Source organism: Martinezella lusitana (assembly GCF_900094565.1).
Taxonomy (GTDB): domain Bacteria; phylum Pseudomonadota; class Alphaproteobacteria; order Rhizobiales; family Rhizobiaceae; genus Rhizobium; species Rhizobium lusitanum.
The window spans coordinates 33,813-59,505 of sequence record NZ_FMAF01000005.1 but is presented as its reverse complement, the minus strand read 5'-3'; the positions used below and the strand labels follow the sequence as shown (position 1 = coordinate 59,505).

Sequence of the window (25,693 nt, the reverse complement as noted above, 5' to 3'; positions counted from 1 at the left end):
GGATAAGAGTTTTTTCGAAAGATCTTCGAATGTCTGACCTCGACGCCATCGATCATTCGATTCTGCGGATGCTGCAGCAGAACGCGCGGATCACCAATGCGGAACTGGCCGAAAAGGTCGGCCTTTCGCCATCAGCCTGCTCGCGCAGGCTCGATATTCTCGAAAAGAACGGCGTCATCGACGGCTATCACGCGCACCTGTCGCACAAGGCGCTGGACTATAAGATGATCGCCATCGTGCACATCTCGCTATCCGGCCAGTTCGCCAAGACGCTTTCGGAATTCGAAACGGCGGTGAAGCGCTGTCCGAATGTGCTCGCCTGCTATCTCATGTCGGGCGAATACGACTACATATTGCGCGTCGCCGCGCGGGACCTCGAGGACTATGAGCGCATCCATCGCGATTGGCTCTCTGCGCTGCCGCATGTCGTTAAGATCAATTCCAGCTTTGCCCTGCGCGAAATCATCGACCGGCCGAATGTCGGTCTCTGATCCCAGTCAGCGCAGGTCCAGCAGCAATGCGCGGTGATCGGAAACTTCAGGTTCGGCCACGGGGTCGAAATTGATCACCTCGATATCCGGCGTTACCAGCATGTAGTCGGCAAAGCGCGGCTCCTTGCGATAGTGGGAGGTGCGGGTGTCGCCATGTCCCCGCGAGGTGACGAGATCGACAAGCCCCAGGCTGCCGAGGATTTCGAATGTAACGCTGCCCGGCAGCACGTTGAAATCGCCGCAGACGACCAGTCGCTCGCCATCCTGCCGGACCTGGCGGATAAGCTCGACCAGTGCGTCCGCCTGATGGCGGCGCGCTGGCTTATCGCCCTTGCCTTCGATGTCTCGCAGGCCATGCATCTGGGCGATCGTGATCGGGTAGCCGTGCTCGTAGTCGAAGAGACGAATGCAATGCGCGTTGCGCGACCGCGGATGCGGTCCCCACCCATCGGCCGAGAATTCGCCATGGATGAAACCCACGGCTTGGCCGATGATCGGATAGGTCCTGCGCACAAAGGTCGCCAGCCCGAATTCGGACTGCAGCCGCCGATCGCCGTCGAAGAGATCGCCGCGCGCAACGGGCGAGAAGAACGCATCATGGGCCGGCAAAGCGGCCTTCAGCTCCTCGAAGAGATTGGCCCGCTGCAGGAGCTCGACGCCGTGGTCGCGATAAACAAGCCATTCGGATTCGGCATCGAGTGTCCGAACCACTTCCTGCAGGCACAACACATCCGCATCGATATCGACGAGGTAGGGCATCAACGGCTCATGCAGCCGGCCGCCCCATGCATTCAAGGAAACGATGCGCAATATCCTTCCCTCTCCAATAGCTGTATCCAAATCGCCGGTCGCGCGCAGGCTGACCAACATCGGAAAATCTGCCAGGCCTTTCGGGAGCCTCCAAGGCAATCCCCTGATCGCGTGGTACCGATTCGGGACGCTCGGCTACAATTTTAGCGGTTACCCTCAGAATCTTTCAATGCTTGCATGCTATGCAAAGACTGAAAAAGATATGCGAACCGGAATAACACCATGCAGCCCTTTTCCAAATCTCTCGTTCAAGGCAACCTGAAGATCAAGTCGCGAGGTTCGCCGCGCCATTATGCCCGGCTGACGGGTCAAGTCCGATATTTCACCAAGCTTGCTGCAGGACGAGTCGTCAACATTTCCGCCAGAGGAATCGCTCTCGATCTGCAGTCGCCGCTCTATGCGGCCGCAGGCAGCAAGGTTCGCGTCGAATGCGACGATATCGGTTTGCTGGACGGTTTCGTGCGCTGGGCCCATAATGGCCGCATCGGCATCGAGTTCGATCGCTCGTCCAACGCGTCGGCAAAGGTCGCTTCCTATTTCCGCTTTTTCCACAAGGACATAAAGCCGGTTCTGAAACGCTGACCGCATGCGGACGCTCTCTGAAGCGCGGTCACAATAAGCCTGTCACATTCCTGGTGCACACCTTCGAAAATCGTCCTAATCTCCCTCGCCCGAGAGATGATCGAGGGACCATAGCCCCATCGTAGAAGGAGTCATCCATGTCTTCCATTCTGGATTTGCCCAGTATGTCGCGCCGTACCCTGCTGCAAGGCCTCAGCGCCACTGCGGCGCTGATCGTGCTGCATCCCTTTGCTGCTCGCGCAGCCGGCAATCAGGCGCATCTGCGTCTCATGGAAACGACGGATATTCACGTCAACGTCTTCCCTTACGACTACTATGCCGACAAGCCGAATGACACGATGGGCCTGACGCGCACCGCGACGATCATCGACAACATTCGCGCGGAAGCCACCAATTCGCTGCTGATCGACAATGGCGACGTGCTGCAGGGCAATCCGATGGGTGATTACATGGCCTATCAGCACGGCATGAAGGACGGCGACGTCCATCCGGTCATCAAGGCGATGAACACACTCGGCTACGAAGTCGGCACGCTCGGCAACCACGAATTCAACTACGGCCTCGACTTCATGTTCAAGGTGCTGGCCGGCGCGAACTTCCCCTTCGTCTGCGCCAACCTGACCAAGGGCCAACTCGCTTCCGACCCGACAAAGGACGATCTGTTCTTCAAGCCCTACCGGATCATTGAAAAGAAGATCAAGGACGGCGCCGGCAACGAAAGCCCGGTCAAGATCGGCTTCATCGGCTTCGTGCCGCCGCAGATCATGCTTTGGGACATCAAGAACCTTGAGGGCAAGGCGCAGACGCGCGATATCGTCGAAGCTGCCAAGGCCTGGGTGCCTGTCATGAAGGCCGAAGGTGCCGACATCGTCATCGCTCTCTCGCATTCCGGCATCGATGGCAGCGCCCCGTCCGACAAGATGGAAAACGCCTCGCTCTACGTCGCCGCCGTCCCCGGCATCGACGCCGTCTTCACCGGCCACCAGCATCTCGTCTTCCCCGGTCCGAAGACCTGGGACGGCATCAAGGACGCCGATCCGGTCAAGGGCACGCTACACGGCAAGCCCGCCGTCATGGCCGGCTTTTGGGGCTCACACCTCGGCCTGATCGACCTGCTTCTCGAAAAGGACGGCAACAGCTGGAAGATCGTCGACTTCACCTCCGAGGCCCGGCCGATCTACCATCGCGACGACAAGAAGAAGGTCATCGCCGACGTCGCCGACAAGAAGGAAGTGGTGGAAGCAGCCAAGGCCGAGCATGAAGCGACGCTCGCTTATGTCCGCACGCCGGTCGGCAAGACTTCGGCGCCGCTCTACTCCTATTTTGCGCTCGTTGCCGACGATCCGTCTGTGCAGATCGTCAGCCAGGCACAGGTCTGGTACATCAAGCAAATGCTGAAGGAGACGCAGTACAAGGACCTGCCGGTGCTTTCGGCGGCGGCTCCCTTCAAGTGCGGCGGCCGCAACGGCGTCGACTACTACACAGACGTTCCTGCCGGCAATATCGCCATCAAGAACGTTGCCGATCTCTATCTCTATCCGAATACGGTGCAGGCGGTCGTCATCAACGGCGCGCAGGTGAAGAACTGGCTGGAAATGTCGGCGGCGATGTTCAACCAGGTGCAATCGGGCGCCAAGGATGTCGCTCTGCTCAACGACAGCTTTCCGTCCTACAACTTCGACGTCATCGACGGCGTCACCTATCAGATCGACGTGTCGCAGCCGCGCCGCTTCAGCGATGACGGCAAGCTCCTCAACGCCGATGCAAACCGCATCCAGAACCTGCAATTTGATGGCAAGCCGATCGATCCCGCCCAGAAATTCGTGGTAGTCAGCAACAACTACCGCGCCGGCGGCGGCGGCAATTTCCCGGAAATCGGAGCCGACAAGGTCATCTACAAGGCCCCGGACACCAACCGCGACGTCATCGTCCGCTATGTCCACGAACAGGGCACGATCAACCCGACCGCCGACGGCAACTGGACCTTCAAGCCACTCCCGGGCACCACCGTCCTATTCCCAAGCTCACCCAAGGCTAAGGACTTCCTTGCCGAGGTAAAGAGCGTGAAGATCGAGGACGCCGGCGAAAGTACGGACGGGTTCAATAATTTCCGGCTGGTTCTTTAATCGGTTACACCATTCCACACATGAAAATGGGCGCCTCAGAGGGCGCCCATTTTCATTCCGCCGCCAGCTGGTTTTCGTCAGGACGGAACACGTCTATGGCAGCCTTGAAATCCACCCGGTCCGGGCATTGCGACAGGCGGTCGCGGAAGGCCTCAATCATCCAGGCCGCCGCAGGACCCGGGGGATTGGAGAGCTTGCGAACTGCATAGATCGGATATTCGCCCTGCTCATAGGCGTCGAGGTCGAGATGCACGAGCCGGCCCTTTTGCAGGTCTTCATAGATCAGCGACGCCGGCAGCCCGCCCCAGCCGAGGCCGCCGCGGATTAGCTGATGCTTGGTCGCGATATCGCTGAGGTGCCAGATCTTGTAGGACAGGACATTGAAATCCCGGCCCTTGGTGAGGTTCGAAGCATCGGTGACGACCAGTTGCACCTCTTCTCGCACGTCGGCGAGGGTCAGCGGCCGTCTGATCTGAGCAAGTGGATGGCCAGGTGAGGCGACCGGCATCATGAAGGAGTGGCCGAGGCGCTCGATCACCATGGAATCGTCCTGCTTTATGACCGCGCCGCCGATTCCGATCGTCGATTTGCCGCTGGCGACCAGCTCCATCATCGTGCCGAGCTCGCCGGCATCAAGCCGCAGCGAGACGGACGGGAAGCGATCACGGAACTCTCTCAGGACGTCGACCGTGGCATTGGTCGGCACCATGACGCTGATGGCGACGGCGACCTCCGCCTCGAGCCCGGTCTTCAGGCCCTTGACCCTGGCGCGCATCACCTGGAGATCGGAGAGAATGCGGCGCGCATCCTCGAGCATCACCCTGCCCGCATCGGTCAGCTTCGGCTGGCGTGAGCCAGAGCGCTCGAACAGCGGCATTTCAAGCTGCGCCTCGAGATTGGCGATCGTATAGCTGATCACCGACTGCGCGCGATTGAGCACGCGCGAAGCCGCGGAGAAACTGCCGGATTCGGCAACGGTCAGAAAAACCTGCAATTGGTCAAGCGTTGGATTGGGAAGCATGGGCTATCCATTTTATCGATCATTCCAATCCATATTATCACAGTTTTTCTCGATAGCACTGAAGACTTATCTATGGACGCGAAACATGGCCGAACTTCCCACCCGGCTATCGCAACCCATTGACAAGGAACACTAACATGTCCTCCATTCTGCTTCTGACATCCAGCCCGCGGTCCGATTCCCTCTCCACCAAGATCGCGACCGAGCTTGCCGACAAGATCAAGGCCCAGAACCCGGGCAAGACGATCGTTCACCGCGATCTGTCGTCCGCTCCCCTGCCGCATATCGATGAGCTTTTCACCGGCGCCATCCGCACGCCAGCCGAAGCCCGCACGGCTGAACAGGCCGAGGCCGTCAAAGTTTCCGACGCGTTGGTCGACGAATTGCTTGCCGCCGACACGCTGGTCATCGGCACCGGCCTCATCAACTTCAACATCTATTCCTCGCTGAAGACCTGGATCGACAACATCGCCCGCGCCGGCCGCACCTTCACCTACACGGAAACCGGCCCGAAGGGTCTGGCGACCGGCAAGAAGGCCTATATCGTGCTGGCATCCGGCGGCGTTTATTCCGAAGGCCCGGCCGCTCCGCTGAACCACGCCGTTCCCTACCTGAAGTCGGTTCTCGCTTTCATCGGCATTACTGAAGTCGAGACCGTCTATATCGAAGGCATTGCTTTCGGTCCGGAAGCAGTCGAGAAGGCAATCGGTGCTGCTCAGGCCCGCGCAGCCGAGCTGGCGCTCGCCGCCTAATCGACAGCAGCTTGCAGATATTCATGGCGGTCGGCATTTGCCGGCCGCCTTTCTATTTTGTCCCGCCGTTCGGCAGATCCTTCACGAACTGCTTTACGGTCTCCAGAATTTCTTTCGAAAATGCCTCGTCGTTGGCCACCCGCGCTAGCCCCAGCGCGCCGGTCATGAGGCAGGATGCGATGATCGCCTTCTGTCGCGCCTCGCGTGTTTCCGGCTCAGGCATGCGCGCGGTCATCGCTTCGAAATTCTTCCGCAGCCCTTCCGTCGCGATCGCGCGGACGGCGTCGCCGCTGCGGGCCATATCTGCCGTCAGGGCGGCATAGGCGCAACCCTCGCCGCAATGATCCCGATGACGCTCGCTGAGATAATTGTCCACGTAGGCGTCCAGCGGAATACTTGCCGGATCGATGCCTTTTTCCTCTTGATGCTTCCGCCAGGATCCAACGGCCGATTCCACCGCTTCCGCCACCAACTCGTCGCGGGAAGCAAAGTGCTTATAAAAGCCGCCGACGGTCAGCCCGGCTTCCTTCATCAGATCGGCGACGCCGATCCCGTCCAATCCTTCCTCCCGCAGCCGCTTAGCGGCAAGCGCGACGATGCGTTCGTGCGTCTTCTGCTTTTCCAATTGCGAACGGCCCATCGAGAATCCTTTCCGCTTAGCCTTGACAAAATGGATTACGAGCATAATCCTTATAGAGAACGATCATAATCCAGATCGTGAGAAAAGCCAACAGGAGCTATGAACATGCGTCTCAAGAACAAGGTCGCCGTCGTTACCGGCGGGAACAGCGGCATCGGCCTCGCCACCGCCCGGCTCTTCCTCGCCGAAGGTGCCAAGGTCGTCATCACCGGCCGCAATCCGCAGACCCTTGCAGCCGCCGCCGAGGAGCTTGGCGGCAACGTGCTGGCCCTGCAGGCCGACACGACAGACATCCCGGCGATGGAGAAGGCCTTCGCCGAGGCAGCACAGAAGCTTGGCAAGTTCGATATCGTCTTCGCCAATGCCGGAATTGGAGGCGAGACCGCGCTCGGCAAGACCACGCTCGAGCAGTTCGAATCCATCGTGCGCATCAATTTCACCGGCGTATTCTTCACGGTGCAGGCAGCGCTGCCCTATCTGAACGATGGTGGTTCGGTGATCCTGAACGGCTCCGTGCATGCCGTGCTCGGCATTCCCGGCTATTCTGCCTATGCAGGCACGAAGGGCGCCGTTCGCGCCATGACCCGCAACCTGGCGTCAGAGCTTGCTCCACGCGGCATCCGCGTCAACCAGGTCACGCCGGGAGCGACCAAGACGCCGATCTGGAATTCGCGGGCGGCAACGCCGGAAGCTATGGACGCACTGGAGGCCCGTTTCGGCGGCCTGAGCCCGCTCGGCCGCATGAGCGAAGCCGATGAGATCGCCAAGGCCGCACTCTATTTCGCATCGGACGATTCCGCCAACGTCACGGCGATCGAAATCACGGTCGATGGCGGCGCCGTCAACGCCCCTTCGGGCGCGAAGATATTCCGCACGGCTTGAGCCTGCGACACCTGAAAGACCGTAGATTTCGATGTTTCTTATTGGCCGCCCAACACAGATATGGAGGGCGGCCTTTGCTTGACCAGACAAGCTTCCCCGATTCCGATTGCCACGGCAGGCGGGTTTTGCAATGCTCCGAAGGTGAGAAGGTTTTGCCTTCATGACCATTCTTCAATGATCGGAGTCATCGTGCATCGCCTCTATTACTCGCCAGGCGCCTGCTCGCTCGCCGTTCACCCAATGAGCCGGAACTCCGCTCCTCGCTTCGGGATAAAGTACGCAGACCCGGAATATCTGGCGATCAACCCGAAAGGCCGTGTCCCGGCGCTTACCAACGTGCCAGACAACAGATGCGGCGCATCCGATCTGCTGACGGAACTGCCGGCAATCCTGTCATCGGCGTCTCTTTTTGGAAGATCCCTCAACCTATCTTGAAACCCGTTGGATGAAGAAATGCCCCCAAACTTCCGAGCGATAGTCCCAGACGACGCGGCCGATTTGGTAAGGTTATGGCGAGACGCCTGGACCGCTACTTACGGCCCAAGCCTAGGCCAAAGTACGTTGTTAGCGATGCTAAAGAACTTGGAGCAGAAGGGAACCGCATCGATGTTGCCGGGTTCGGGAGAGCGCGGCTACTGCATTGCGTCAGATCATGAGATCCATGGAAGTGCAATCTTCGCGGAACGCCGAGGTTTCGCCTACCTGTGGGGAATGTATGTTCACCCCGGCCAGCAACGGAAGGGTCTCGGTTCGCAGTTGCTGCATAAGGTGGCGGGCGTAATCGAAACCGCCGAAAAGATCGAAGTCAGGGTTCTCGTTACAAGCCCGGCTGCTATAGTTTTCTATAGAAAACATGGCTTTACGACAACCGGCAATGAGACGATCGAAATCCTGGATAGCGTCGAAGCCTCGGCGCTGGTGATGTCCACCAGTGTCGAAAGTTTGAGGGCATAGAGCTTCCATCGCTCGGGCAAAAATCATCGTCAACCACACAGCGACTACGCGGATACGGAGAAAACATGCCAATTCCGATGTACACGCCGCGACATCTTGGACGTTTGGGCATCTGGCAAATGTCGGGTTGGAGCATCAAGGCTTACGGAATCTCTGCACAGGCCCCGAAACGAGAACAGCTTTTACAGCCGGAATTGATCAACGAGGCACGCTCCTTCGTTGAAGCCAATCTTGCCCGCATGAACGGGACGCCCCATTACTCTGTCGACTTCGTTGTCCTTCATCACGGGAGCAGCGCAAAGACCTTATTGACCCAATGGTGGGTGAACGAATGCGTTTGCATGCAATACGCTGCCCAATCAGACTATTCGGGAAAACCGAAGTTTTCGCATGTAAAGAGCGACCTTATGGCCTGTGCTTACGAACTTGCGGCCATCGACTTCGAGCGACGCGCCTGGATTTCGACTGTCATGTCGGGAAAGCAAATGGAAGAATATCTGGAAAGCTGGCTGCCAGACGGTCTTCACTGATACCGTATATTCTGATGCTCGACGAAGATCTTTGAGATCCCGCTGCGCTGCTATCGAGATTTCGACTACGATACGCGGCTAGCACGGACCGACGGCGCTCACGATCAGACTTGTCGGACCTTTTCGCCGTCGCCGAACAGCGATGCGCCGTTCTGATCGATGATCTGCTGCGCCTTGCGGAAGGTCGATTCCACGGCATCGTCCGACGAGGTGAAAACGTCGGCGCGGATGAAGTTGCGCACCAGGATCTCGCCGTTCACATCCTTCTCGATCCGGCCCATGAGCCGGAACTGATTGCCCTCGCGCTGCGGCGTGGCATAGATCGTGCAGCCGGCATGCACCTGGGGCTCGGCGCTGACAGTGGAGCTGGCAGACTTTTCAGCGCCCGCCTGCGACGCGCCGCCGGTGAAGATCGAAAGGATATTTGAAAAGAACGAAGCCATGGATCGCCTTTAGCATGAAGGTTGCAGGGTCGCAAAGTCAAATGATCAGGTTTGCCAGGATGTCGTTTTCGGTGATGTCTTCATACCCCATGCCGGAACTTTCGAAATTCGCGATAAGCTGTTTGAAATTATCCGGATTCTTCGTCTCGATGCCGATCAGGATAGAGCCGAAATTGCGGGCGCTCTTCTTTAGATATTCGAAGCGGGCGATATCATCTTCAGGCCCGAGCATGTTGAGGAAATCCCTCAATGCGCCAGGGCGCTGCGCCAGACGCAGGATGAAATATTTCTTCAGCCCGGCATAGCGCATGGCGCGCTCCTTGACGTCGGGCAGGCGTTCGAAATCGAAATTGCCGCCGGAGACGACGGCGACGATGGTCTTGCCGCGGATGCTCTCACGATCCAGGGTCTCCAGCGCGGTGATCGCCAAGGCGCCGGCGGGCTCCAGCACGACGCCTTCGACGTTCAGCATATCGGTGATGGTCACGCAGATGGCGTTTTCGTCGATGAGTTTGACTTGCTCGGCAGCAAACCCTTTCAAAGCGGCGAAGTTCAGATCGCCGATACGGCCGACCGCGGCACCATCGACGAAATTGTCGACTTTGGTCAGCGTCACCACCTTCCCCGCCTCGATGCTGCGCCTGAGGCTTGGCGCGCCGGCGGGCTCGGCGAAGACAAAGACATCGCGGGCGAGCCGATCGGCAAAATAGCTGGTGATGCCGGCGGCCAGACCGCCGCCGCCGACAGGCAGAAGAATGCGGTCGGCCACGACGCCGTCAGGCAGTTGCTCGGCGATCTCGGCCGCGACGGTCGCCTGCCCCTCGATGATATCGACATGATCGAAAGGCGGCACCATGACACCGTCGATCTTTTCGACATGGTCGCGTGCCGCCTGATAGCATTGGTCGAAGAAATCGCCGAAGAGCTTGATAGTGATGAATTCGCCGCCGAATATGCGGGTCTTGTCGATCTTTTGCTGCGGTGTCGTGACAGGCATATAGACCACGCCCGGCACGCCGAAATGCCGGCAGACGAAGGCAAAGCCCTGGGCATGATTGCCGGCGGACGCGCAGACGAAGGTCTTTCCCGTTCCTCCTTCGGCAATCACCTTGCGGAAGAAATTGAAGGCGCCGCGGATCTTGTAGGAGCGCACCGGCGTCAGATCCTCGCGTTTCAGCCAAATGTCCGCGCCGTAGCGAGCGGAAAGATGCTCGTTCAGTTGCAACGGCGTTACGGGGAAGAGACCACGCATGGCCTCGGTGGCTTCGAGAACAGTCTGTTTGTCCACGGCTATCCGTCCTTCTTCACAATCCGCCTTCGCTATGACACAGGAAATATGAGTCAAGAAAGCCTGTTTATCGCGGTTTCAGACCTGCCGACACGATATTGCCGAGATACCGGGCGTCGAAGATATATGCCTCCTGCCGTCATATCCCCCAAAATCTGTGAATTGACAGCGCGGACTTGCCTGTCTCCAATACGGGACAGCCATCATGATGATGGTTAGAGGCCCGCCCTAGTACCGACACTCGGCTCCGGCGGGCTTCGCTTGTTAGGCACAGTGCAGAACTCACCTAATAATTCCATTTACAGTTGAAAAATCGCGCAAAAGATGCTTATCCCGGCCTCATCCAAGGGAGACCATCATCATGCGCTTTATCCGCTTGCTTTCCATTGCTTTCACCCTCGCCGCGCTGGCTTCCTGCACATCGCAGGAGCAAACCTTCGAGAAGAGCATCCCGATCATGAAGGAAAGCCCGAGCGCCCGTGCGCAAGTCATCGCCAAATGCCTGTCGCAGCACCTACCGCCGGAAACGCTGGATCAAATCGCGTTTTATGTGAGATCGCAAAGAAGCGAAGCAAAGCGGCTCTTTTGTCAGCGGCTGATGACAGGCGTAGTTTCCGGAAGAATAAGCTACGCCGATTTCAAAGCCATGTTCCAGCAGAAAAAGGTGACCCCGGCGCTCGTCGCCGTTCTCAAGGGGCGCTAAGCTGATCGACGCCGAATGATCCCTATGCGGCGGCGGACCAATGTAAGTTGGTCCGCCATTGCAAAAACATTTCCTTGACTGAATCGCTCAAGTGCTTGAAGGGGAAAGACACGCGGACGTGGCGAAACTGGTAGACGCAAGGGACTTAAAATCCCTCGGCCTTTGGCTGTACGGGTTCGACCCCCGTCGTCCGCACCAAAGATAAACCCCTATATGCTCGACGAAAAAGGCGCAGCTTTCGCCGCGCCTTTGTTCAATGCACAAAACTCGAATTAAGCGAAAAGCTTGGCCGCGATCTTGGCGACATGGGCACCCTGGAACTTTGCCGCTTCCAGCTCGATTTCGGAAGGCTGACGCGAGCCGTCGCCATTGGTGATGGTGGAAGCGCCGTAGGGTGAGCCGCCCTTGACTTCCTCGGTGCCCATCTGGCCCTGGAAGGCATAGGGAAGGCCGACAACAACCATGCCCTGATGCAGAAAGGTCGGGATGAAGCCGAGAATGGTCGATTCCTGGCCACCGTGCTGGGTGGCGGACGAGGTGAAGGCCGAGCCGACCTTGCCGACGAGCTTGCCGGCGAACCAGAGGCCGCCGGTCTGATCCCAGAAATTGCGCATCTGCGAGGCAACCGTGCCGAAACGCGTGCCGGCGCCGACGATGATCGCATCATATTCGGCCAGTTCGTCCGGCGTTGCGATCGGCGCTTCCTGGTCGACCTTGAAGTAGGAGGCCTTTGCAACCTCTTCCGGCACCAGTTCGGGCACGCGCTTGACGGTGACTTCGGCACCGGCGGACTTTGCGCCCTCCGCGACGGCATAGGCCATCGTCTCGATATGACCGTAAGCGGAATAATAAAGAACCAGAACCTTAGCCATGAACGTCTCCTGTCTGTTGGACGCGTTAAGTATCGGAGCAAGTTTTATCAGCGATGAGACGGGCGCGCAGCCCCCATGCCCGGAACGCACTGTTCATCCTCTATAGACGAAAATTCACTTGCGCGGCCTCAAGGCGACTACCCGGGACTGTGAAAACGACGGTTTGCATTCGCGAAAAACGGCGCTACCTATTTCGAACCTTTTGCGAACGCGCCGCTGCGCAATTTCACGGATGTTTTCATGACAAACGAAACCATTGTCACCGCCGCCATGCTGGCCATCGGCGACGAGCTGCTCTCCGGCCGGACGAAGGACAGGAATATCGGCCATCTCGCCGATATCCTGCTGCTTGCCGGCATCGATCTGAAGGAGGTTCGTATCGTCGCCGATGATGAAGACGCCATCGTATCGGCGCTGAATGCTTTGCGCGGCACGTATGATTATGTCTTCACCTCAGGCGGCATCGGCCCGACCCATGACGATATTACCGCCGACGCCATCGCCAAGGCCTTCGGCGTGCCCTGCGAGCACGATGCCGAGGCCATGCGGCTGATGGCTGAGATGTATGCCAAGCGCGAGATGGAATTCACCGAGGCCCGCCAGCGCATGGCGCGCATGCCTGTCGGATCGAAACACATCGCCAATCCGGTCTCGACGGCACCGGGCTTCAACATCGGGAACGTCTATGTGATGGCCGGCGTGCCGCAGGTTTTCCAGGCGATGCTCGACAATGTCATACCGACGCTTCGGACCGGCGTGCGCATGCTTTCGACGGCGATTGCCTGCCCTTACGGCGAAGGTGAGATCGGCACGCCGCTCGGCATCATCCAGAAAGCCCATCCGGATACCAGCATCGGTTCCTATCCGCGCTATGTCGGCCAGTCCTTCTCGACCGAAATTGTCGTTAGAGCCCGCTCCGCCGAGCTGGTTGAAAATGTCGCGGCGGAAGTGCGCGCGATGATCGAGGCTATCCGACAGTCGAAAGCCAAGGATAATCAGTCCGCCCAGGCATGACGTTCAACGATGGCGTGCATTTTATCGGGGAACCAGGAACGGGTTCAGCGCATTATTTCGATGCGGAATGCTGATATAATGAAGCGATCCAACCCTCCGCATGGGAGATCACGTCATGTCTTATAAAACCCTGGTGACCGTTCTCGACAATCCCGACAACACGCGCATCGCCGCTGATTTTGCGGCGGCGTTCGCCAAGGAGTATGGCGCCCACATTGTTGGCCTGCATGCGGAAATCATCTCGACCGTGCCGCTCGTGGCGCCGATGGAAATCCCGGATCCCGTCGCCGTGCAGGCGCTTCAGGATGTCGCCCATAGCCAGGCGGTCGAAATCGAGCGGCTGTTTCGCACGAAAATGGAGGGGGCCGGCCTCGACTATGAATGGCGCAGCTTTACCAGCACCGTTGGCTACGGCACCGAGCCCTTGATCGAAAGTGCCCGCAGCGCCGACCTGCTGGTTGCCGTGCAACCGGACCCGGCGAAATATTCCGACAACCAGGTCGATGTCGAAACCTTCCTTTTCGATAGCGGCCGCCCGGTACTGTTGATCCCCTATATCCTGCGCACTCCGAAACCCGTGCGTCGCGTGCTAATCGCCTGGAACGGCTCCAAGGAGGCGGCGCGCGCCACCTTCGATGCCCTGCCTTTCCTGAAGGCGGCCGATTCCGTGGAAATTCTTTCGGTCAGCACATCCGAGAGAGAGACCCACCCCTCGAAGGAAAGCGGCGTTCAGATTGCGGCGGCGCTGACGCGTCACGGCGTTCGCGCCAAATTCGAAACGGCGGCCTGCACCGGCAAGTCCACGCCATCGCAAGTCATCGAAAATCGCCTTGCCGACAACAGCATCGATCTGCTCGTCATGGGCGCCTATACGCATTCCTGGCTCTGGCAGATGATCTTCGGCGGCACGACGCGGACATTGCTGCAATCCATGACGGCGATGACGCTTCTGGCCCGCTGATCGGCTTTGCAGCTTAAACCGAAGGGTTCTCCACTGGAAACTGCACCGCTTCGCTGCATGGCGGCTATTGCCTTTTGACCGCAAATCCAGCAGAAAGCAGCGACCGATGACAGAATTCCCGTCAGGGAACCGTTCGCGCGGTCCATGGAACATGATCCCGAAAGGCATATCGCTCTTTTCTGGATGAAATCCTGTTCAAGTCGATATCAAGCGAATCGCGTTCCGGATTTGGTTCATGGTCCGCGCCCGCCGCGGGAGTCTGCTCAGGGTCGCCGGTAGCGCCGGCGCGTCGTTATTCCATGCCCGGAGCCTGCTGCCATGTCCCTGCCCGATAAAGCCTTTCCCGTATCCTGGGATCAGTTCCATCGCGATGCCCGCGCGCTTGCCTGGCGGCTTGCCGGCCTCAATCGCGAATTCAAGGCGATCGTCTGTATCACCCGCGGCGGCCTCGTCCCGGCCGCCATCATCTCGCGCGAACTCAATATCCGCGTGATAGAGACCGTCTGCGTCGCCTCCTATCACGACTACACAAGCCAGGGGGAGATGAACCTTCTCAAGGGCGTTGCGCCGGAACTGGCGGTCGACGGCGGCGAAGCAGTCCTCGTCATCGACGATCTGACCGATACCGGCAAGACGGCCGTCGAAGTCCGCGCCATGCTGCCGAAGGCGCATTTCGCCTGCGTCTACGCCAAGCCCAAGGGCGTGCCGACCATCGACACCTTCATCACCGAGGTAAGTCAGGACACCTGGATCTACTTCCCCTGGGACATGGGCTTCACCTATCAGGAGCCGATCGCCAAGGGTCATCGCGGCTGAATTCCATCGCGAGCCGCGCGAATCAGCAATGATTCTGTCCGCTGGACAAAAGCGGGACTCGACCTGTGGTAATAGAGGTGGGCGCTGCGGCGCCCACTATATTTAGTGGAGGCCAGACGATGAGAACATGTGCGATTCAAGGCTTTCCCAGCGAATCATAAGACACCACGGCATGCTTTTGCCTCGTCGCCAATGGTTTCAGGGTCACGGTCACAATATTGTCGCGTTTGACCCCTGCAGCAACGGATTTCATCGCATCCCCGATCCAGCGATGGGCGAGCGTCCGCCTCCAAGTTGTTGAATCCTTTGATCTCCTGACATTTCCCCAGTTTCCACAGCCAAGCCCACAAGATATTGTGGTTAACAATCCATTTCAAACCACCCCTTGACGAAATCGGGTCTTTCAAAGTTAATGGACGACGTTGCGGCGGCGACTGGACCGGATGGAATTACGAGGGCTGGTCCTCAACTCGAAATCGGATTTGGATTCAGGGCGATGCACCATGATCGGTGGCCGCCGTGAGGGTTTTTGTGCCGATATCGATGCTGCCAAAAAATGTGTGCGGGGACTGGCGGCAATAAGCTGTTAATACTATATTTAGTGTTTACAGCCACCATCACCACAAGATACAGGAGAGCATCTCCGGATGACACCTCCTGTCAGAAAGCGGATTGAAGACTGGCTGCGCGTTGAAATCGCGAGGCCGGATTAGGATTTTTGCGCCCTGCTCTCTCATGGGCGCGCCAACGAACGAGGATTGGGACCATGCGCATCGAACGTCGCTTTACGAAGGCCGGTCAGTCACCCTACGCGGATATCGAATTCCGCAAAGCGACCAGCGAGATCAAGAACCCCGACGGCTCGATCGTGTTCCGCCTCGAGAATATCGATGTGCCCGCACAGTTCTCGCAGGTTGCCGCCGACATTCTGGCGCAGAAGTACTTCCGCAAGGCCGGCGTGCCCGCCAAGCTGAAACGAGTCGAGGAAAACGACGTTCCTTCATTCCTGTGGCGTTCCGTGCCCGATGAAGCTGCCATGAAGGACCTTCCAAAGGAGAGCCAGACCGGCTCCGAAACCGACGCGCGCCAGGTTTTCGACCGTCTGGCCGGCACCTGGACCTACTGGGGCTGGAAGGGCGGCTATTTCTCGTCCGAGGAAGACGCCTCCGCTTTCCAGGACGAGCTCGCTTATATGCTTGCCACCCAGCGCGTCGCGCCGAACTCTCCGCAGTGGTTCAACACCGGCATGCACTGGGCCTACGGCATCGACGGCCCCGGCCAGGGCCACTTCTATGTCGACCCCTTCACCGGCAAGATCACCAAGTCCAAGTCGGCCTATGAGCATCCGCAGCCACATGCCTGCTTCATCCAGTCCGTCGAGGACGACCTCGTCAACGAAGGTGGCATCATGGACCTGTGGGTTCGCGAAGCCCGCCTCTTCAAATACGGCTCCGGCACCGGCTCGAACTTCTCGCTGCTGCGCGGCGAAGGCGAAAAGCTGTCCGGCGGCGGCCGTTCCTCCGGCCTGATGAGCTTCTTGAAGATCGGCGACCGCGCTGCAGGCGCCATCAAGTCGGGCGGCACGACGCGCCGCGCCGCCAAGATGGTCGTCGTCGACATCGACCACCCGGATATCGAGGAATACATCAACTGGAAGGTCAAGGAAGAGCAGAAGGTTGCCGCTCTCGTGACCGGCTCGAAGATCGTCGCCAAGCACCTGAAGGCGATCATGAAGGCCACGGTCAATTGCGAAGGCGACAGCGACAATTGCTTCGATCCGGCCAAGAACCCTGCCCTGAAGCGCGAAATCCGCGCCGCCAAGAAGGATCAGGTTCCGGAAAACTACGTCCAGCGCGTCATCCAGTTCGCTCGCCAGGGCTACAAGGATCTCGAGTTCAAGACCTATGATACCGACTGGGATTCGGAAGCCTATCTCACCGTATCGGGCCAGAACTCCAACAACTCAGTCTCGATCAAGGACGACTTCCTGCGCGCCGTCGAGAACGATGGCGACTGGAACCTGACGGCACGCAAGGACGGCAAGGTCATCAAGACGCTGAAGGCCCGCGACCTCTGGGAATCGATCTCCTATGCCGCATGGGCATCGGCCGACCCGGGCCTGCATTTCAACACGACGATGAACGACTGGCACACCAGCCCGGCTGCCGGCCCGATCCGCGCATCCAACCCGTGCTCGGAATACATGTTCCTCGACGACACCGCCTGCAACCTTGCTTCGCTGAACCTGATGACCTTCAAGGACGCGGCGACGAAGCGCATCAACATCGCCGATTACGAACATGCCGTCCGCCTCTGGACCGTCGTTCTCGAAGTCTCCGTGATGATGGCGCAGTTCCCGTCGCGCCGGATCGCCGAGCTTTCCTATGAATATCGCACGCTCGGCCTAGGCTACGCCAACATCGGCGGCCTGCTGATGTCGTCGGGCATTCCCTATGATAGCGACGAAGCCCGCGCCATCGCCGGCTCGCTGACGGCGATCATGACCGGCGTCGCCTATGCGACCTCGGCCGAAATGGCCTCCGAACTCGGGACATTCCCGATGTTCAAGCCGAATCGCGAGAATATGCTGCGCGTCATCCGCAACCACCGTCGCGCCGCCTACGGCGAGACCTCAGGCTATGAGGGCCTGTCGGTCAATCCGGTGGCGCTGATCCACTCCGAGAACCCGGAAAAGGATCTCGTTGCCCATGCCAAGGCTGCCTGGGACAAGGCGCTGGAACTCGGCGAGAAGCATGGCTACCGCAATGCCCAGGCGACCGTGATCGCGCCGACCGGCACGATCGGCCTCGTCATGGATTGCGACACGACCGGCATCGAGCCCGACTTCGCGCTGGTGAAGTTCAAGAAGCTCGCCGGCGGCGGCTATTTCAAGATCATCAACCGTGCCGTTCCGGAAGCGCTGCGTGCACTCGGCTATTCCGAAAGCCAGCTCGCCGAGATCGAGGCCTATGCCGTCGGCCATGGCAACCTGAACCAGGCTCCGGCCGTCAACCCCTCGACGCTGAAGGCCAAGGGCTTCACAGACGAGAAGATCGACGCCGTCAACGCTGCCCTCAAGAGCGCCTTCGACATCAAGTTCGTCTTCAACCAGTGGACGCTCGGCGCCGACTTCATGAAGGGCGTGCTGAAGGTTTCCGACGAGCAGATGGCCGACATCAGCTTCAGCCTGCTTGACCATCTCGGCTTCTCCAAGAAGGACATCGAGGCCGCCAACATCCATGTCTGCGGTGCGATGACGCTCGAAGGCGCCCCGTTCCTGAAGAACGAGCACCTCGCCGTCTTCGATTGCGCCAATCCCTGCGGCAAGATCGGCAAGCGCTACCTTTCGGTCGAAAGCCATATCCGCATGATGGCGGCTGCCCAGCCCTTCATCTCTGGCGCCATCTCCAAGACGATCAACATGGCGAACGAAGCAACCGTCGAGGATTGCAAGAACGCATACATGCTGTCCTGGAAGCTCGGCCTCAAGGCGAACGCGCTCTATCGCGACGGCTCCAAGCTCAGCCAGCCGCTGAACGCCTCGCTGATCGAGGACGACAGCGACGAGGATGCGATGGAGGAATTCCTGCAGGCTCCGGCTGCCGCCCAGGCCGTCACCATCACCGAGAAGATCGTCGAGCGCGTGATCGAAAAGGTCATACGCACGCAAGAGAAGCTGCCGGGTCGCCGCAAGGGCTACACCCAGAAGGCCAAGATCGGCGGACACACCATCTTCCTGCGCACCGGCGAATATGACGACGGCCGCCTTGGCGAAATCTTCCTCGACATGAACAAGGAAGGTTCGGCGCTGCGCGCCTTCATCAACAACTTCGCGATCTCGGTCTCGCTCGGCCTGCAATACGGCGTGCCGCTCGAGGAATATGTCGACGCCTTCACCTTCACCAAGTTCGAGCCGGCCGGCATCGTCACCGGCAACGACGCGATCAAGAACGCCACGTCGATCCTCGACTATGTGTTCCGTGAACTGGCCATCTCCTATCTCGGCCGTCACGACCTCGCCCATGTCGATACGTCCGACTTCAACAACACGGCACTTGGCCGCGGCGTATCGGAAGGCAAGGCCGATGTCTTCTCCAAGGGCCTGACCCGCGGCTACAAGCCGACGCTGGTTCCAACATCAGGCGAGCGCTCCGCAGCCGAGGTGAAGGGTGCGGCGACAGCCGCCCCGGCACGCGCCGCCTCGCTCGCGACAGTCACGGCTTTTGCCGGCAACACGGTGCGCAAGCTGGAACCGGCGACCGCCATCTCCACCTCCGAAGTCGTCGCCTTCAAGCGCGACTATGAGGAGCGCGCCAAGGAACTGGCCGAAGAGATTGCGGAAGAAGTTGTCAGCGAAGTCGCCGAATCCACCGGCCTCTTCACCGACAAGGCTGCGAGCGACGCAGCGGCTGCGAAGACGGAAGCCAAGAAGCTCGAATCCGAACGCCGCGCCCGCTCCATCATGCAGGGCTACACCGGCAACATGTGCACGGAATGCCAGAACTTCACGATGGTGCGGAACGGGACTTGCGAGAAGTGCGACACTTGTGGCGCGACGAGCGGCTGCAGCTGAGCGCCTCGATTTAATTAGTTGTCTGATAGGCCCCGCACGAAAGTCGCGGGGCCCATTGTATATTTCTCTCAGCCACTTTCACGTCCGGATGACGTCAATTCAGGGTGATACCCCTCAGCCGCCGTCATTTATCCAGAACTTGTGGTTCGTCCTGTCGTATTGCATGGGCACCACGCCGTTTACGGCAGATGGAACGCCCGCAGGAGCTCCATTCGTCGCAGAGATGTAGAGAAGGTCGCTGGCGGATCGTTGATCGGGCGTGAATTTCATTACGCAGCCGCTGCGCGGGCACACATCCTGCGATCACATGGCTAAAAACCTGCGACAGAGCCGCCAACCCGTGGCATAAGGCCCCGAAACTTATTCTTTGGGCCTCTCGTAGACATGATCCGTATAGAAAACATCAGTAAGCAGAACAGCCATCGCATCCTCTTCATCGAGGCGTCCGCCGCGCTCAACCGGGGCGAGAGTGTCGGGCTCGTCGGCCCCAATGGCGCCGGCAAGACGACGCTTTTTCGGATGATCACCGGACAGGAACAGCCCGATGAGGGGCAAGTCTCGGCCGATAAGGGCGTCACCATCGGTTACTTCAACCAGGATGTCGGCGAGATGGCAGGCCGCAGCGCCGTCGCCGAAGTAATGGAAGGAGCCGGGCCTGTGAGCATTGTCGCCGCAGAATTGCGCGAGCTCGAAGCAGCCATGGTCGATCCCGATCAGGCCGACGATATGGACAGGATCATCGAACGCTATGGCGAGGTGCAGGCGCGCTACGAGGAGCTTGACGGCTATGCGCTGGAAGGCCGCGCCCGCGAAGTGCTTGATGGCTTGAGCTTCAGCCAGGAAATGATGGAAGGCGATGTCGGCGCGCTTTCGGGCGGCTGGAAGATGCGCGTGGCGCTGGCCCGCATTCTCCTGATGCGCCCCGACGTCATGTTGCTCGACGAACCGAGCAACCATCTGGATCTCGAAAGCCTGATCTGGCTGGAGTCCTTCCTGAAGGGCTACGAGGGCGCATTGCTGATGACCTCGCACGACCGCGAGTTCATGAACCGCATCGTCACCAAGATCATCGAAATCGATGGCGGCAACCTCACCAGCTATTCGGGTGACTATGAGTTCTATGAGCAGCAGCGCGCCCAGAACGAGAAGCAGCAGCAGGCGCAGTTCGAGCGCCAGCAGGCGATGCTTGCCAAGGAAATCAAGTTCATCGAGCGCTTCAAGGCGCGCGCCTCGCACGCGTCGCAGGTGCAGAGTCGCGTGAAGAAGCTGGAGAAGATCGATCGCGTCGAGCCGCCGAAACGGCGACAGACGGTCGCCTTCGAATTCCAGCCAGCGCCGCGCTCCGGCGAAGACGTGGTCAACCTGAAAAACGTCCATAAGAAATACGGCAGCCGCATCATCTATGAAGGGCTTGATTTCATGGTGCGGCGTAAAGAGCGCTGGTGCATCATGGGCATCAACGGCGCCGGCAAGTCCACCCTGCTGAAGCTGGTGGCAGGCTCGACGCAGCCGGACGAAGGCAGCGTCGCCTTGGGCGCCAGCGTCAAGATGGGTTATTTCGCGCAGCACGCCATGGATCTTCTCGATGGCGAGCGCACAGTGTTTCAGCAGCTCGAACACGATTTCCCGCAGGCGGGCCAAGGGCCGCTGCGCGCACTCGCCGGATGCTTCGGCTTCTCCGGCGACGATGTCGAGAAGAGATGCCGCGTGCTGTCGGGTGGCGAGAAGGCGCGGCTTGTCATGGCGATCATGCTCTTCAACCCGCCGAACCTCCTCGTGCTGGACGAGCCCACGAACCATCTGGATCTCGACACGAAGGAAATGCTCATCAAGGCACTGTCGCAATACGAGGGCACCATGCTGTTCGTCTCGCACGACCGGCATTTCCTCGCAGCGCTCTCCAATCGCGTGCTGGAACTGACGCCCGAGGGCGTTCACCAATATGGCGGCGGCTATACGGAATATGTGGCGCGCACCGGCCACGAAGCGCCCGGCCTGCATAGCTGACACCCCTGCAAAGCCGGCGTCAGTGCACCTCTGCAGGCAGTGCGGTTCCGGCATTGATGACGGCAACGGGCATCGTTCTGCCGCGCACGCGGATCTCGATGCGGCGGCGCGACTCCACGGCGCCGCGCTGGCCTGAGGTGATCGTATCGCCGGGCAGGATCAATTGCGCTGCGGACATCGGCAGGATGGTGGCATCCTTCAGCTTGGGATTGGCCTTGAGAACATTGGCGACCGCGATGGCGCGGGCGAGCCCAAGCCCGGCATTGTCGGCCGGCAGCAAAGCCGATACCGGCAGCTTGCCGTCCATCGCGCTGATCAGCGTATCGTCGAGATTGGATTTTTCGCGCGCTATCGGCTGTTCGTCCGTGTGGCCGATCACTTCGACGATATTGGCGCCATAGAGGCTCAGATTGCTGGCGATTTCGTCGGTGATCGTCGTGTCCAGCAATCGCGCGAAAGTGCTGGTGAGCTCGGCGCTGCCGGACTGGAAATAGTTCTTCTTGGCATCGTCGAGATTGATGATCGGTGGCCAGTCGTGAGCACCCTTCCCGCCTGCATTGCCGGCCAGCAGCTTGTCGACCTCATCGGGCGCGACCGTCAGCGAGACGCCGTGTTCCTTCAAAACAGCGGCAACCTTGGAAAGCGCTTGCAGATCGGCTGACGTCGCACCTTCGCTCGCTATGCTGTCGAGCGTCTCGCGCGCCAGCACCAGCTCACGCCATTGCTTCTCCACGATTGCCTTGTCAGCTGCCGAGAGATCGCCGGAGACGAGCTTCGACTGCAACTGGACGATCTGCGCTGCCTGCTCGGCCCGCTTCTTCTCCAGCAAGACGATCTGCTGCTCGGCTTTCCCGAGCTTGCGCTCGACCTCGTAGCGGCGGTTTCTCTCCGCCGAGATCATGGCGGCGGCAACGAGCAGCAGGCAGAAGACCAGAAGCAGCATGGATTCGGCCATCGTCAGACCGAGGATGAGGCCACGATTATAGCCCTTGTGCTCCAGTTTCGGCCTGCTGTCCGAGGCTTCCGTTACCATAGGCGCCACCAGCGTTTTCGTGGCACGGCTTCGTCCTTCGATACGGTGCCGCCGTCATCGGCTTTCAACCTCGGCAACGGCGTTTGCCCCATCGCCTCCGCCATGCGATTGAGCGCTTCTTCGATATTGCGCAACGGCTGCAGCTGCGCCTCGGACATCTCCTTGATGGCGACAATCGCCGGCGCCAGCTCGGCGCGGACAACATCCTCAGGCGACCGGATCTCCTCCAGCTTTTTGCCGACGCTTTCGACAGTGGTGCCGAACTTGCCGATGATATCGGAGAGCTGCGACGTCGTTGCCGTCAGCTGTGCCGCCGCATCGTTGATCGGGGTCACCGCCTGCTTCGCCAGCACCTCCAGGATCTTGCTGATCTCCTGGCCGTTGCGCTCGGCCTGGTGCGCGATCTCCTCGAACCCTTCCGAGAGCATCTGATTGCTGACCCGCCGATAGTGGGAGAACTCGCGCGACGAGGAGTCGAGTTCGGTGCGCACCCGCCGGGTCATCTCGGCAAGCTCGTGGCGCACGCTGCGCTCTATGTCGATCGGGTCGCGCCGCATCTGGTTGAAGAGGATGCGCAGCGTCACACCGGCGATCGTCGAGGTCACGGCGATGCCGAAATTGCGGACGATGGTCTCGATCGATGTTTCGCCGGCGAAGAGATAGAGCGAAACGCCCAGGCTCGACAGGGTGAAGAGGAAACCCATGTAATAGAGATTGTCGCCGGCCTGCTCGTTGTGCAGCCGAAATCCGGCGAAGGCCAGCGATACCACGAAGTAGATGCCCATCAGCAGCAGCGGCACGCCTGTCACGATCGGCAGCGACCAGCCCATGAGCTTCGACGACCAGATGAAGATCATGCCGCCGATGGTGACCGATGCGAAGAGGAGCATCGGCCCATAGTCTCGAATGACGTATCTCGCCTCGGTACCGGCCATCAGCGTATCCCCTCCAATCGCACGAACCCGTCGAAATGGCCGTTATTGTCCTTGATCCACTGCGCCCAGAAGTTTGCGAGATCCTCCATGCTGAACTTCATATTCGGCCTTTGAAAGGCAAGAATCTTGACCGCGACACCGTCCAGTGACGTACGGAACCTATCGTTGGCGGGGCTATGCAGGAACTTTTGGTAGGAAGCGCCATCACGATAGTTCGAGAAGGCTGTCGTGTGTTCGATCATGTCGGAGGCGACGAACAGGCGTTTCGGCATGCCGCCCGCCGCGCCGGCAAAGACCTCCAGGTTGATCTTCTGGATGGCCGCCATGATCGGCGATTGCGTGCCGGATTCTCCAACATTCAGCTTGCCGGCAATATCCGCAAGCGGCTTCTGGAAACCCTTTTCCCAGCGCGCCTGCGCCAGGCGCGGATTGCTGGTCCATTCGTCGACGTTCGCCCCGCTTCCGGGATTGCAGCCGTGGAAGGTCTGGATGAGCTCGCCCTCCTTTTCCGTCAGGGCGTAGATATCGACCGCGCCGCCGATCGGCACTTCGGCGATGATCTTCTGGAACTGGTTGCGCAAATCGAGCGCCGTCGTATCCGAGATCGGATCGGTGACATCGAGCAATATGGCCGTTTCCGCCTTAGGTCCGTCCACCGGGCAGAGCGACGCCTGATCGACGGCGACATTGCCGCTCGCCTTGTAGCGCAGCCAGCCATAGGCGCCGACGATCCCGAGAGACAGGACGGCAAGGCAAACCGTTGCGATGATGAGGCCGGCGGAGCCGCCGCGCCGACTACGCCGCTTGCGTCGCGCCAAGGGTGCTCTCCGGGAAAAGATTGTCGAGCTTGTGATACTTCTCGATGGCGCTTTCGAATTCGTCGCCAATCTGCTTGATCTGCTCCGACAGCTCGGCCTGTGCGCTCTGGATGCGCGCGCCAAGCACCTTGTCGTCCCATTCTTCTTCTGTGCGCAGCACCGACGTCAACCGTTCCATTTTGTAGGCGGATGCGAAATAGGACGGTTCCGGCTCGGTGCGTGCCGCCCTGTTGGCATCGCGATAGCTGGTGAGCAGCACATTGGCGGCGCGTTCGAGATGGTTCTGGTGTTCGGCGAAAAGGCCGGCGGTTCTGCCGCGATGGGCGATGATGGCAGCCGTCTCCTGCCGGCGCAGCGAGAGGTCGCGGATGATTTCCTCGATCTTGCTGTTGTGCTCGTCGCGGATCTCGCGAAGGTCGTCGATCAGATCCAGCTTGCGGTCGATATAATTGTCTCTCGCCGCATCGAGGCGTTTCTGCACGCCGGCAAAACCCGGATAGGGATCGGTGAGATAGCAGCCGTCGATAAAAGCCACGAGCGAGAACATCAGGCCGACGGCGAAAAGCATCCAGGAGTTCAGCTCCTGCAGCCCCAGCGGCGCCTTCTTCAAGCGCTGTATCACCTCGGCGCCGGCGCCGCTCAAAATGGTGGCCGATACCTCGCGGTAATGTGCCAGCGCGATGTTGATCCCCAAGGCGACGGCGACATAGGCGACGAGGCCGAGCAGGCCGAGCAGCTTCAGCGCATAGGAGCGATGCAGGAGGAAGCGGACGCAGAAGAAAGAGAACATCAGCGCCGTGCCGATGTTGAGAAACGCGAAGGCAGCCGCTTCCGTCACGCCGCCGACGACGCCCTGCTCGCTCCCCTTGGCGAGGAAACTGCCGTTCATCACCATTTCAATGAGAACGAGAAAGATGATGAGCGCGACCTTGAAGCCCCAGGCGGCCTTGCTGGAGACCTTTGCCGCGCGCTGCAGCCTGTGCCTGGCCTTGAAATCCACCATTTCGTCCTCGGCGGTCTTCAGATTGCGGCGCAGGCCGTGCAGCTCGTCGACGCCGCTTGCCACCTCCGCCTTGAAATCCGATAGGCTCGAGGCGTTCGCCTGGCGGATTAGCCCGAACTGTCCTTCGAAATCGAGATTTCGCAGGCGGCTGTCGAAGGTCTGGAGCTGATCCTCGAGGACCTGATAGGAGCTCTTCTTCTCGGCTTCGACCCAGGTGACGATCCGCTGCTCCGTCTCGTCGAATGATTGCGCGCCAGATCCTGGCCGGTTCAACCGTCCCGCCGCGGCACCTTTCTCTTTCAAGTCGAGAGTCGATCCGAGCTTGTCGATATCGACGACGGGAAAGACGTCCGTCGAGGCCCGGAAATCATGGCTGGTCTCCCGAACGCTTTCCCAAAGGCGGTTTAAGGCTTCGAAACGCAATGATCTTCCCCGGCGA

At 59.6% G+C, this 25,693-nt stretch carries 23 protein-coding genes and 1 tRNA gene; 14 read left to right on the top strand and 10 right to left on the bottom strand.

From position 1 onward, the window contains the following. The first annotated feature begins 29 nt into the window (after nt 1–29). Nucleotides 30–491, top strand: a complete 462-nt coding sequence (locus GA0061101_RS12455) for an Lrp/AsnC family transcriptional regulator (protein WP_037199897.1) — start codon at nt 30–32, stop codon at nt 489–491. 6 nt (nt 492–497) lie between these two features. On the opposite strand, the gene GA0061101_RS12450 is transcribed toward GA0061101_RS12455, so the two are convergent. Then, nucleotides 498–1,301, bottom strand: a complete 804-nt coding sequence (locus GA0061101_RS12450; RefSeq protein WP_092573852.1) for an endonuclease/exonuclease/phosphatase family protein — start codon at nt 1,299–1,301, stop codon at nt 498–500. Nucleotides 1,302–1,523: 222 nt separating this feature from the next. Here GA0061101_RS12450 and GA0061101_RS12445 point away from each other — a divergent pair, with 222 nt between their 5' ends. After that, nucleotides 1,524–1,883: a PilZ domain-containing protein gene (locus GA0061101_RS12445; protein WP_037199900.1), complete on the top strand. Its 360-nt coding sequence runs from the start codon at nt 1,524–1,526 to the stop codon at nt 1,881–1,883. A gap of 137 nt (nt 1,884–2,020) precedes the next feature. Continuing rightward, on the top strand, nt 2,021–4,009 hold the full coding sequence (locus GA0061101_RS12440) for a bifunctional 2',3'-cyclic-nucleotide 2'-phosphodiesterase/3'-nucleotidase (RefSeq protein WP_092573658.1): 1,989 nt from the start codon (nt 2,021–2,023) through the stop codon (nt 4,007–4,009). Nucleotides 4,010–4,061: 52 nt separating this feature from the next. Here the strand turns inward: GA0061101_RS12440 and GA0061101_RS12435 are convergent, their stop codons facing one another. After that, nucleotides 4,062–5,030, bottom strand: a complete 969-nt coding sequence (locus GA0061101_RS12435) for a LysR family transcriptional regulator (protein WP_092573657.1) — start codon at nt 5,028–5,030, stop codon at nt 4,062–4,064. Between the two features lie 137 nt (nt 5,031–5,167). Here GA0061101_RS12435 and GA0061101_RS12430 point away from each other — a divergent pair, with 137 nt between their 5' ends. Continuing rightward, nucleotides 5,168–5,782: an FMN-dependent NADH-azoreductase gene (locus GA0061101_RS12430; protein ID WP_037199907.1), complete on the top strand. Its 615-nt coding sequence runs from the start codon at nt 5,168–5,170 to the stop codon at nt 5,780–5,782. Between the two features lie 52 nt (nt 5,783–5,834). Here GA0061101_RS12430 and GA0061101_RS12425 read toward each other — a convergent pair whose 3' ends face one another. Next, nucleotides 5,835–6,422 carry a TetR/AcrR family transcriptional regulator gene (locus GA0061101_RS12425; protein WP_092573656.1) on the bottom strand — a complete coding sequence of 196 codons (588 nt, stop codon included), beginning with the start codon at nt 6,420–6,422 and terminating at the stop codon, nt 5,835–5,837. Nucleotides 6,423–6,527: 105 nt separating this feature from the next. Between GA0061101_RS12425 and GA0061101_RS12420 the strand changes: the two genes are divergently transcribed. The 3 genes from GA0061101_RS12420 to GA0061101_RS12410 all read left to right on the top strand — a co-directional run bounded on the left by GA0061101_RS12420 (nt 6,528) and on the right by GA0061101_RS12410 (nt 8,788). Continuing rightward, the gene (locus GA0061101_RS12420; protein WP_092573850.1) at nt 6,528–7,304 is read left to right on the top strand and encodes an SDR family NAD(P)-dependent oxidoreductase; all 777 of its coding nucleotides are present in this window, start codon (nt 6,528–6,530) and stop codon (nt 7,302–7,304) included. A 570-nt stretch (nt 7,305–7,874) separates the two neighbouring features. After that, nucleotides 7,875–8,258, top strand: coding sequence for a GNAT family N-acetyltransferase (locus GA0061101_RS12415; RefSeq protein ID WP_245297471.1), 384 nt, complete (start codon nt 7,875–7,877; stop codon nt 8,256–8,258). 65 nt (nt 8,259–8,323) lie between these two features. Further along, on the top strand, nt 8,324–8,788 hold the full coding sequence (locus tag GA0061101_RS12410) for a hypothetical protein (protein ID WP_141694064.1): 465 nt from the start codon (nt 8,324–8,326) through the stop codon (nt 8,786–8,788). A 104-nt stretch (nt 8,789–8,892) separates the two neighbouring features. Here GA0061101_RS12410 and GA0061101_RS12405 read toward each other — a convergent pair whose 3' ends face one another. Both GA0061101_RS12405 and ilvA read right to left on the bottom strand, forming a co-directional pair. Then, nucleotides 8,893–9,231, bottom strand: a complete 339-nt coding sequence (locus GA0061101_RS12405; protein WP_037199911.1) for an HlyU family transcriptional regulator — start codon at nt 9,229–9,231, stop codon at nt 8,893–8,895. 37 nt (nt 9,232–9,268) lie between these two features. Next, entirely contained in the window at nt 9,269–10,519 is a 1,251-nt protein-coding gene (gene ilvA, locus GA0061101_RS12400) for a threonine ammonia-lyase (protein ID WP_092573653.1), read from the bottom strand. Nucleotides 10,520–10,880: 361 nt separating this feature from the next. Here ilvA and GA0061101_RS12395 point away from each other — a divergent pair, with 361 nt between their 5' ends. Together GA0061101_RS12395 and GA0061101_RS12390 are read left to right on the top strand one after the other, a co-directional pair. Then, a complete protein-coding gene (locus tag GA0061101_RS12395; protein WP_092573652.1) occupies nt 10,881–11,222 on the top strand; it encodes a hypothetical protein in 342 nt (113 codons plus the stop codon). Between the two features lie 112 nt (nt 11,223–11,334). Continuing rightward, nucleotides 11,335–11,420: transfer RNA gene (locus tag GA0061101_RS12390), tRNA-Leu, on the top strand. A 74-nt stretch (nt 11,421–11,494) separates the two neighbouring features. Here GA0061101_RS12390 and wrbA read toward each other — a convergent pair. Next, nucleotides 11,495–12,094, bottom strand: a complete 600-nt coding sequence (gene wrbA / locus GA0061101_RS12385) for an NAD(P)H:quinone oxidoreductase type IV (RefSeq protein WP_037199918.1) — start codon at nt 12,092–12,094, stop codon at nt 11,495–11,497. 240 nt (nt 12,095–12,334) lie between these two features. Here wrbA and GA0061101_RS12380 point away from each other — a divergent pair, with 240 nt between their 5' ends. The 5 genes from GA0061101_RS12380 to GA0061101_RS12360 all read left to right on the top strand — a co-directional run bounded on the left by GA0061101_RS12380 (nt 12,335) and on the right by GA0061101_RS12360 (nt 21,465). Further along, nucleotides 12,335–13,108, top strand: a complete 774-nt coding sequence (locus GA0061101_RS12380; protein ID WP_092573651.1) for a competence/damage-inducible protein A — start codon at nt 12,335–12,337, stop codon at nt 13,106–13,108. Between the two features lie 115 nt (nt 13,109–13,223). Then, nucleotides 13,224–14,069 carry a universal stress protein gene (locus GA0061101_RS12375; protein WP_047557873.1) on the top strand — a complete coding sequence of 282 codons (846 nt, stop codon included), beginning with the start codon at nt 13,224–13,226 and terminating at the stop codon, nt 14,067–14,069. Between the two features lie 318 nt (nt 14,070–14,387). Further along, the gene (gene gpt, locus GA0061101_RS12370) at nt 14,388–14,885 is read left to right on the top strand and encodes a xanthine phosphoribosyltransferase (protein ID WP_037199984.1); all 498 of its coding nucleotides are present in this window, start codon (nt 14,388–14,390) and stop codon (nt 14,883–14,885) included. A 766-nt stretch (nt 14,886–15,651) separates the two neighbouring features. After that, on the top strand, nt 15,652–19,458 hold the full coding sequence (locus tag GA0061101_RS12365) for a vitamin B12-dependent ribonucleotide reductase (protein ID WP_092573650.1): 3,807 nt from the start codon (nt 15,652–15,654) through the stop codon (nt 19,456–19,458). A gap of 384 nt (nt 19,459–19,842) precedes the next feature. Continuing rightward, a complete protein-coding gene (locus GA0061101_RS12360) occupies nt 19,843–21,465 on the top strand; it encodes an ABC-F family ATP-binding cassette domain-containing protein (RefSeq protein ID WP_037199927.1) in 1,623 nt (540 codons plus the stop codon). Between the two features lie 19 nt (nt 21,466–21,484). On the opposite strand, the gene GA0061101_RS12355 is transcribed toward GA0061101_RS12360, so the two are convergent. From GA0061101_RS12355 to GA0061101_RS12340, 4 genes are read right to left on the bottom strand one after another with little or no spacing between them, the layout of a single operon-like run. After that, nucleotides 21,485–22,498 carry an OmpA family protein gene (locus GA0061101_RS12355; protein ID WP_092573649.1) on the bottom strand — a complete coding sequence of 338 codons (1,014 nt, stop codon included), beginning with the start codon at nt 22,496–22,498 and terminating at the stop codon, nt 21,485–21,487. Beyond that, nucleotides 22,492–23,433 (bottom strand): methyl-accepting chemotaxis protein, encoded by a 942-nt coding sequence (locus GA0061101_RS12350; RefSeq protein ID WP_037199930.1) that lies wholly within the window; start codon nt 23,431–23,433, stop codon nt 22,492–22,494. Before GA0061101_RS12350 ends, GA0061101_RS12355 begins: the two co-directional genes overlap by 7 nt. Continuing rightward, the gene (locus tag GA0061101_RS12345; protein ID WP_092573648.1) at nt 23,433–24,251 is read right to left on the bottom strand and encodes a hypothetical protein; all 819 of its coding nucleotides are present in this window, start codon (nt 24,249–24,251) and stop codon (nt 23,433–23,435) included. Before GA0061101_RS12345 ends, GA0061101_RS12350 begins: the two co-directional genes overlap by 1 nt. After that, a complete protein-coding gene (locus tag GA0061101_RS12340; protein ID WP_092573647.1) occupies nt 24,229–25,677 on the bottom strand; it encodes a hypothetical protein in 1,449 nt (482 codons plus the stop codon). Before GA0061101_RS12340 ends, GA0061101_RS12345 begins: the two co-directional genes overlap by 23 nt. Between the last annotated feature and the right edge of the window lie 16 nt (nt 25,678–25,693).

Bases quoted from the DNA above. Each gene is read 5' to 3' on its own strand.
- GA0061101_RS12455 (WP_037199897.1), top strand. From the start codon at position 30: ATGTCTGACCTCGACGCCATCGATCATTCGATTCTGCGGATGCTGCAG.
- GA0061101_RS12445 (WP_037199900.1), top strand. From the start codon at position 1,524: ATGCAGCCCTTTTCCAAATCTCTCGTTCAAGGCAACCTGAAGATCAAG.
- GA0061101_RS12440 (WP_092573658.1), top strand. From the start codon at position 2,021: ATGTCTTCCATTCTGGATTTGCCCAGTATGTCGCGCCGTACCCTGCTG.
- GA0061101_RS12435 (WP_092573657.1), bottom strand. From the start codon at position 5,030: ATGCTTCCCAATCCAACGCTTGACCAATTGCAGGTTTTTCTGACCGTT.
- GA0061101_RS12430 (WP_037199907.1), top strand. From the start codon at position 5,168: ATGTCCTCCATTCTGCTTCTGACATCCAGCCCGCGGTCCGATTCCCTC.
- GA0061101_RS12425 (WP_092573656.1), bottom strand. From the start codon at position 6,422: ATGGGCCGTTCGCAATTGGAAAAGCAGAAGACGCACGAACGCATCGTC.
- GA0061101_RS12420 (WP_092573850.1), top strand. From the start codon at position 6,528: ATGCGTCTCAAGAACAAGGTCGCCGTCGTTACCGGCGGGAACAGCGGC.
- GA0061101_RS12415 (WP_245297471.1), top strand. From the start codon at position 7,875: ATGCTAAAGAACTTGGAGCAGAAGGGAACCGCATCGATGTTGCCGGGT.
- GA0061101_RS12410 (WP_141694064.1), top strand. From the start codon at position 8,324: ATGCCAATTCCGATGTACACGCCGCGACATCTTGGACGTTTGGGCATC.
- GA0061101_RS12405 (WP_037199911.1), bottom strand. From the start codon at position 9,231: ATGGCTTCGTTCTTTTCAAATATCCTTTCGATCTTCACCGGCGGCGCG.
- GA0061101_RS12395 (WP_092573652.1), top strand. From the start codon at position 10,881: ATGCGCTTTATCCGCTTGCTTTCCATTGCTTTCACCCTCGCCGCGCTG.
- wrbA (WP_037199918.1), bottom strand. From the start codon at position 12,094: ATGGCTAAGGTTCTGGTTCTTTATTATTCCGCTTACGGTCATATCGAG.
- GA0061101_RS12380 (WP_092573651.1), top strand. From the start codon at position 12,335: ATGACAAACGAAACCATTGTCACCGCCGCCATGCTGGCCATCGGCGAC.
- GA0061101_RS12375 (WP_047557873.1), top strand. From the start codon at position 13,224: ATGTCTTATAAAACCCTGGTGACCGTTCTCGACAATCCCGACAACACG.
- gpt (WP_037199984.1), top strand. From the start codon at position 14,388: ATGTCCCTGCCCGATAAAGCCTTTCCCGTATCCTGGGATCAGTTCCAT.
- GA0061101_RS12365 (WP_092573650.1), top strand. From the start codon at position 15,652: ATGCGCATCGAACGTCGCTTTACGAAGGCCGGTCAGTCACCCTACGCG.
- GA0061101_RS12360 (WP_037199927.1), top strand. From the start codon at position 19,843: ATGATCCGTATAGAAAACATCAGTAAGCAGAACAGCCATCGCATCCTC.
- GA0061101_RS12355 (WP_092573649.1), bottom strand. From the start codon at position 22,498: ATGGTAACGGAAGCCTCGGACAGCAGGCCGAAACTGGAGCACAAGGGC.
- GA0061101_RS12350 (WP_037199930.1), bottom strand. From the start codon at position 23,433: ATGGCCGGTACCGAGGCGAGATACGTCATTCGAGACTATGGGCCGATG.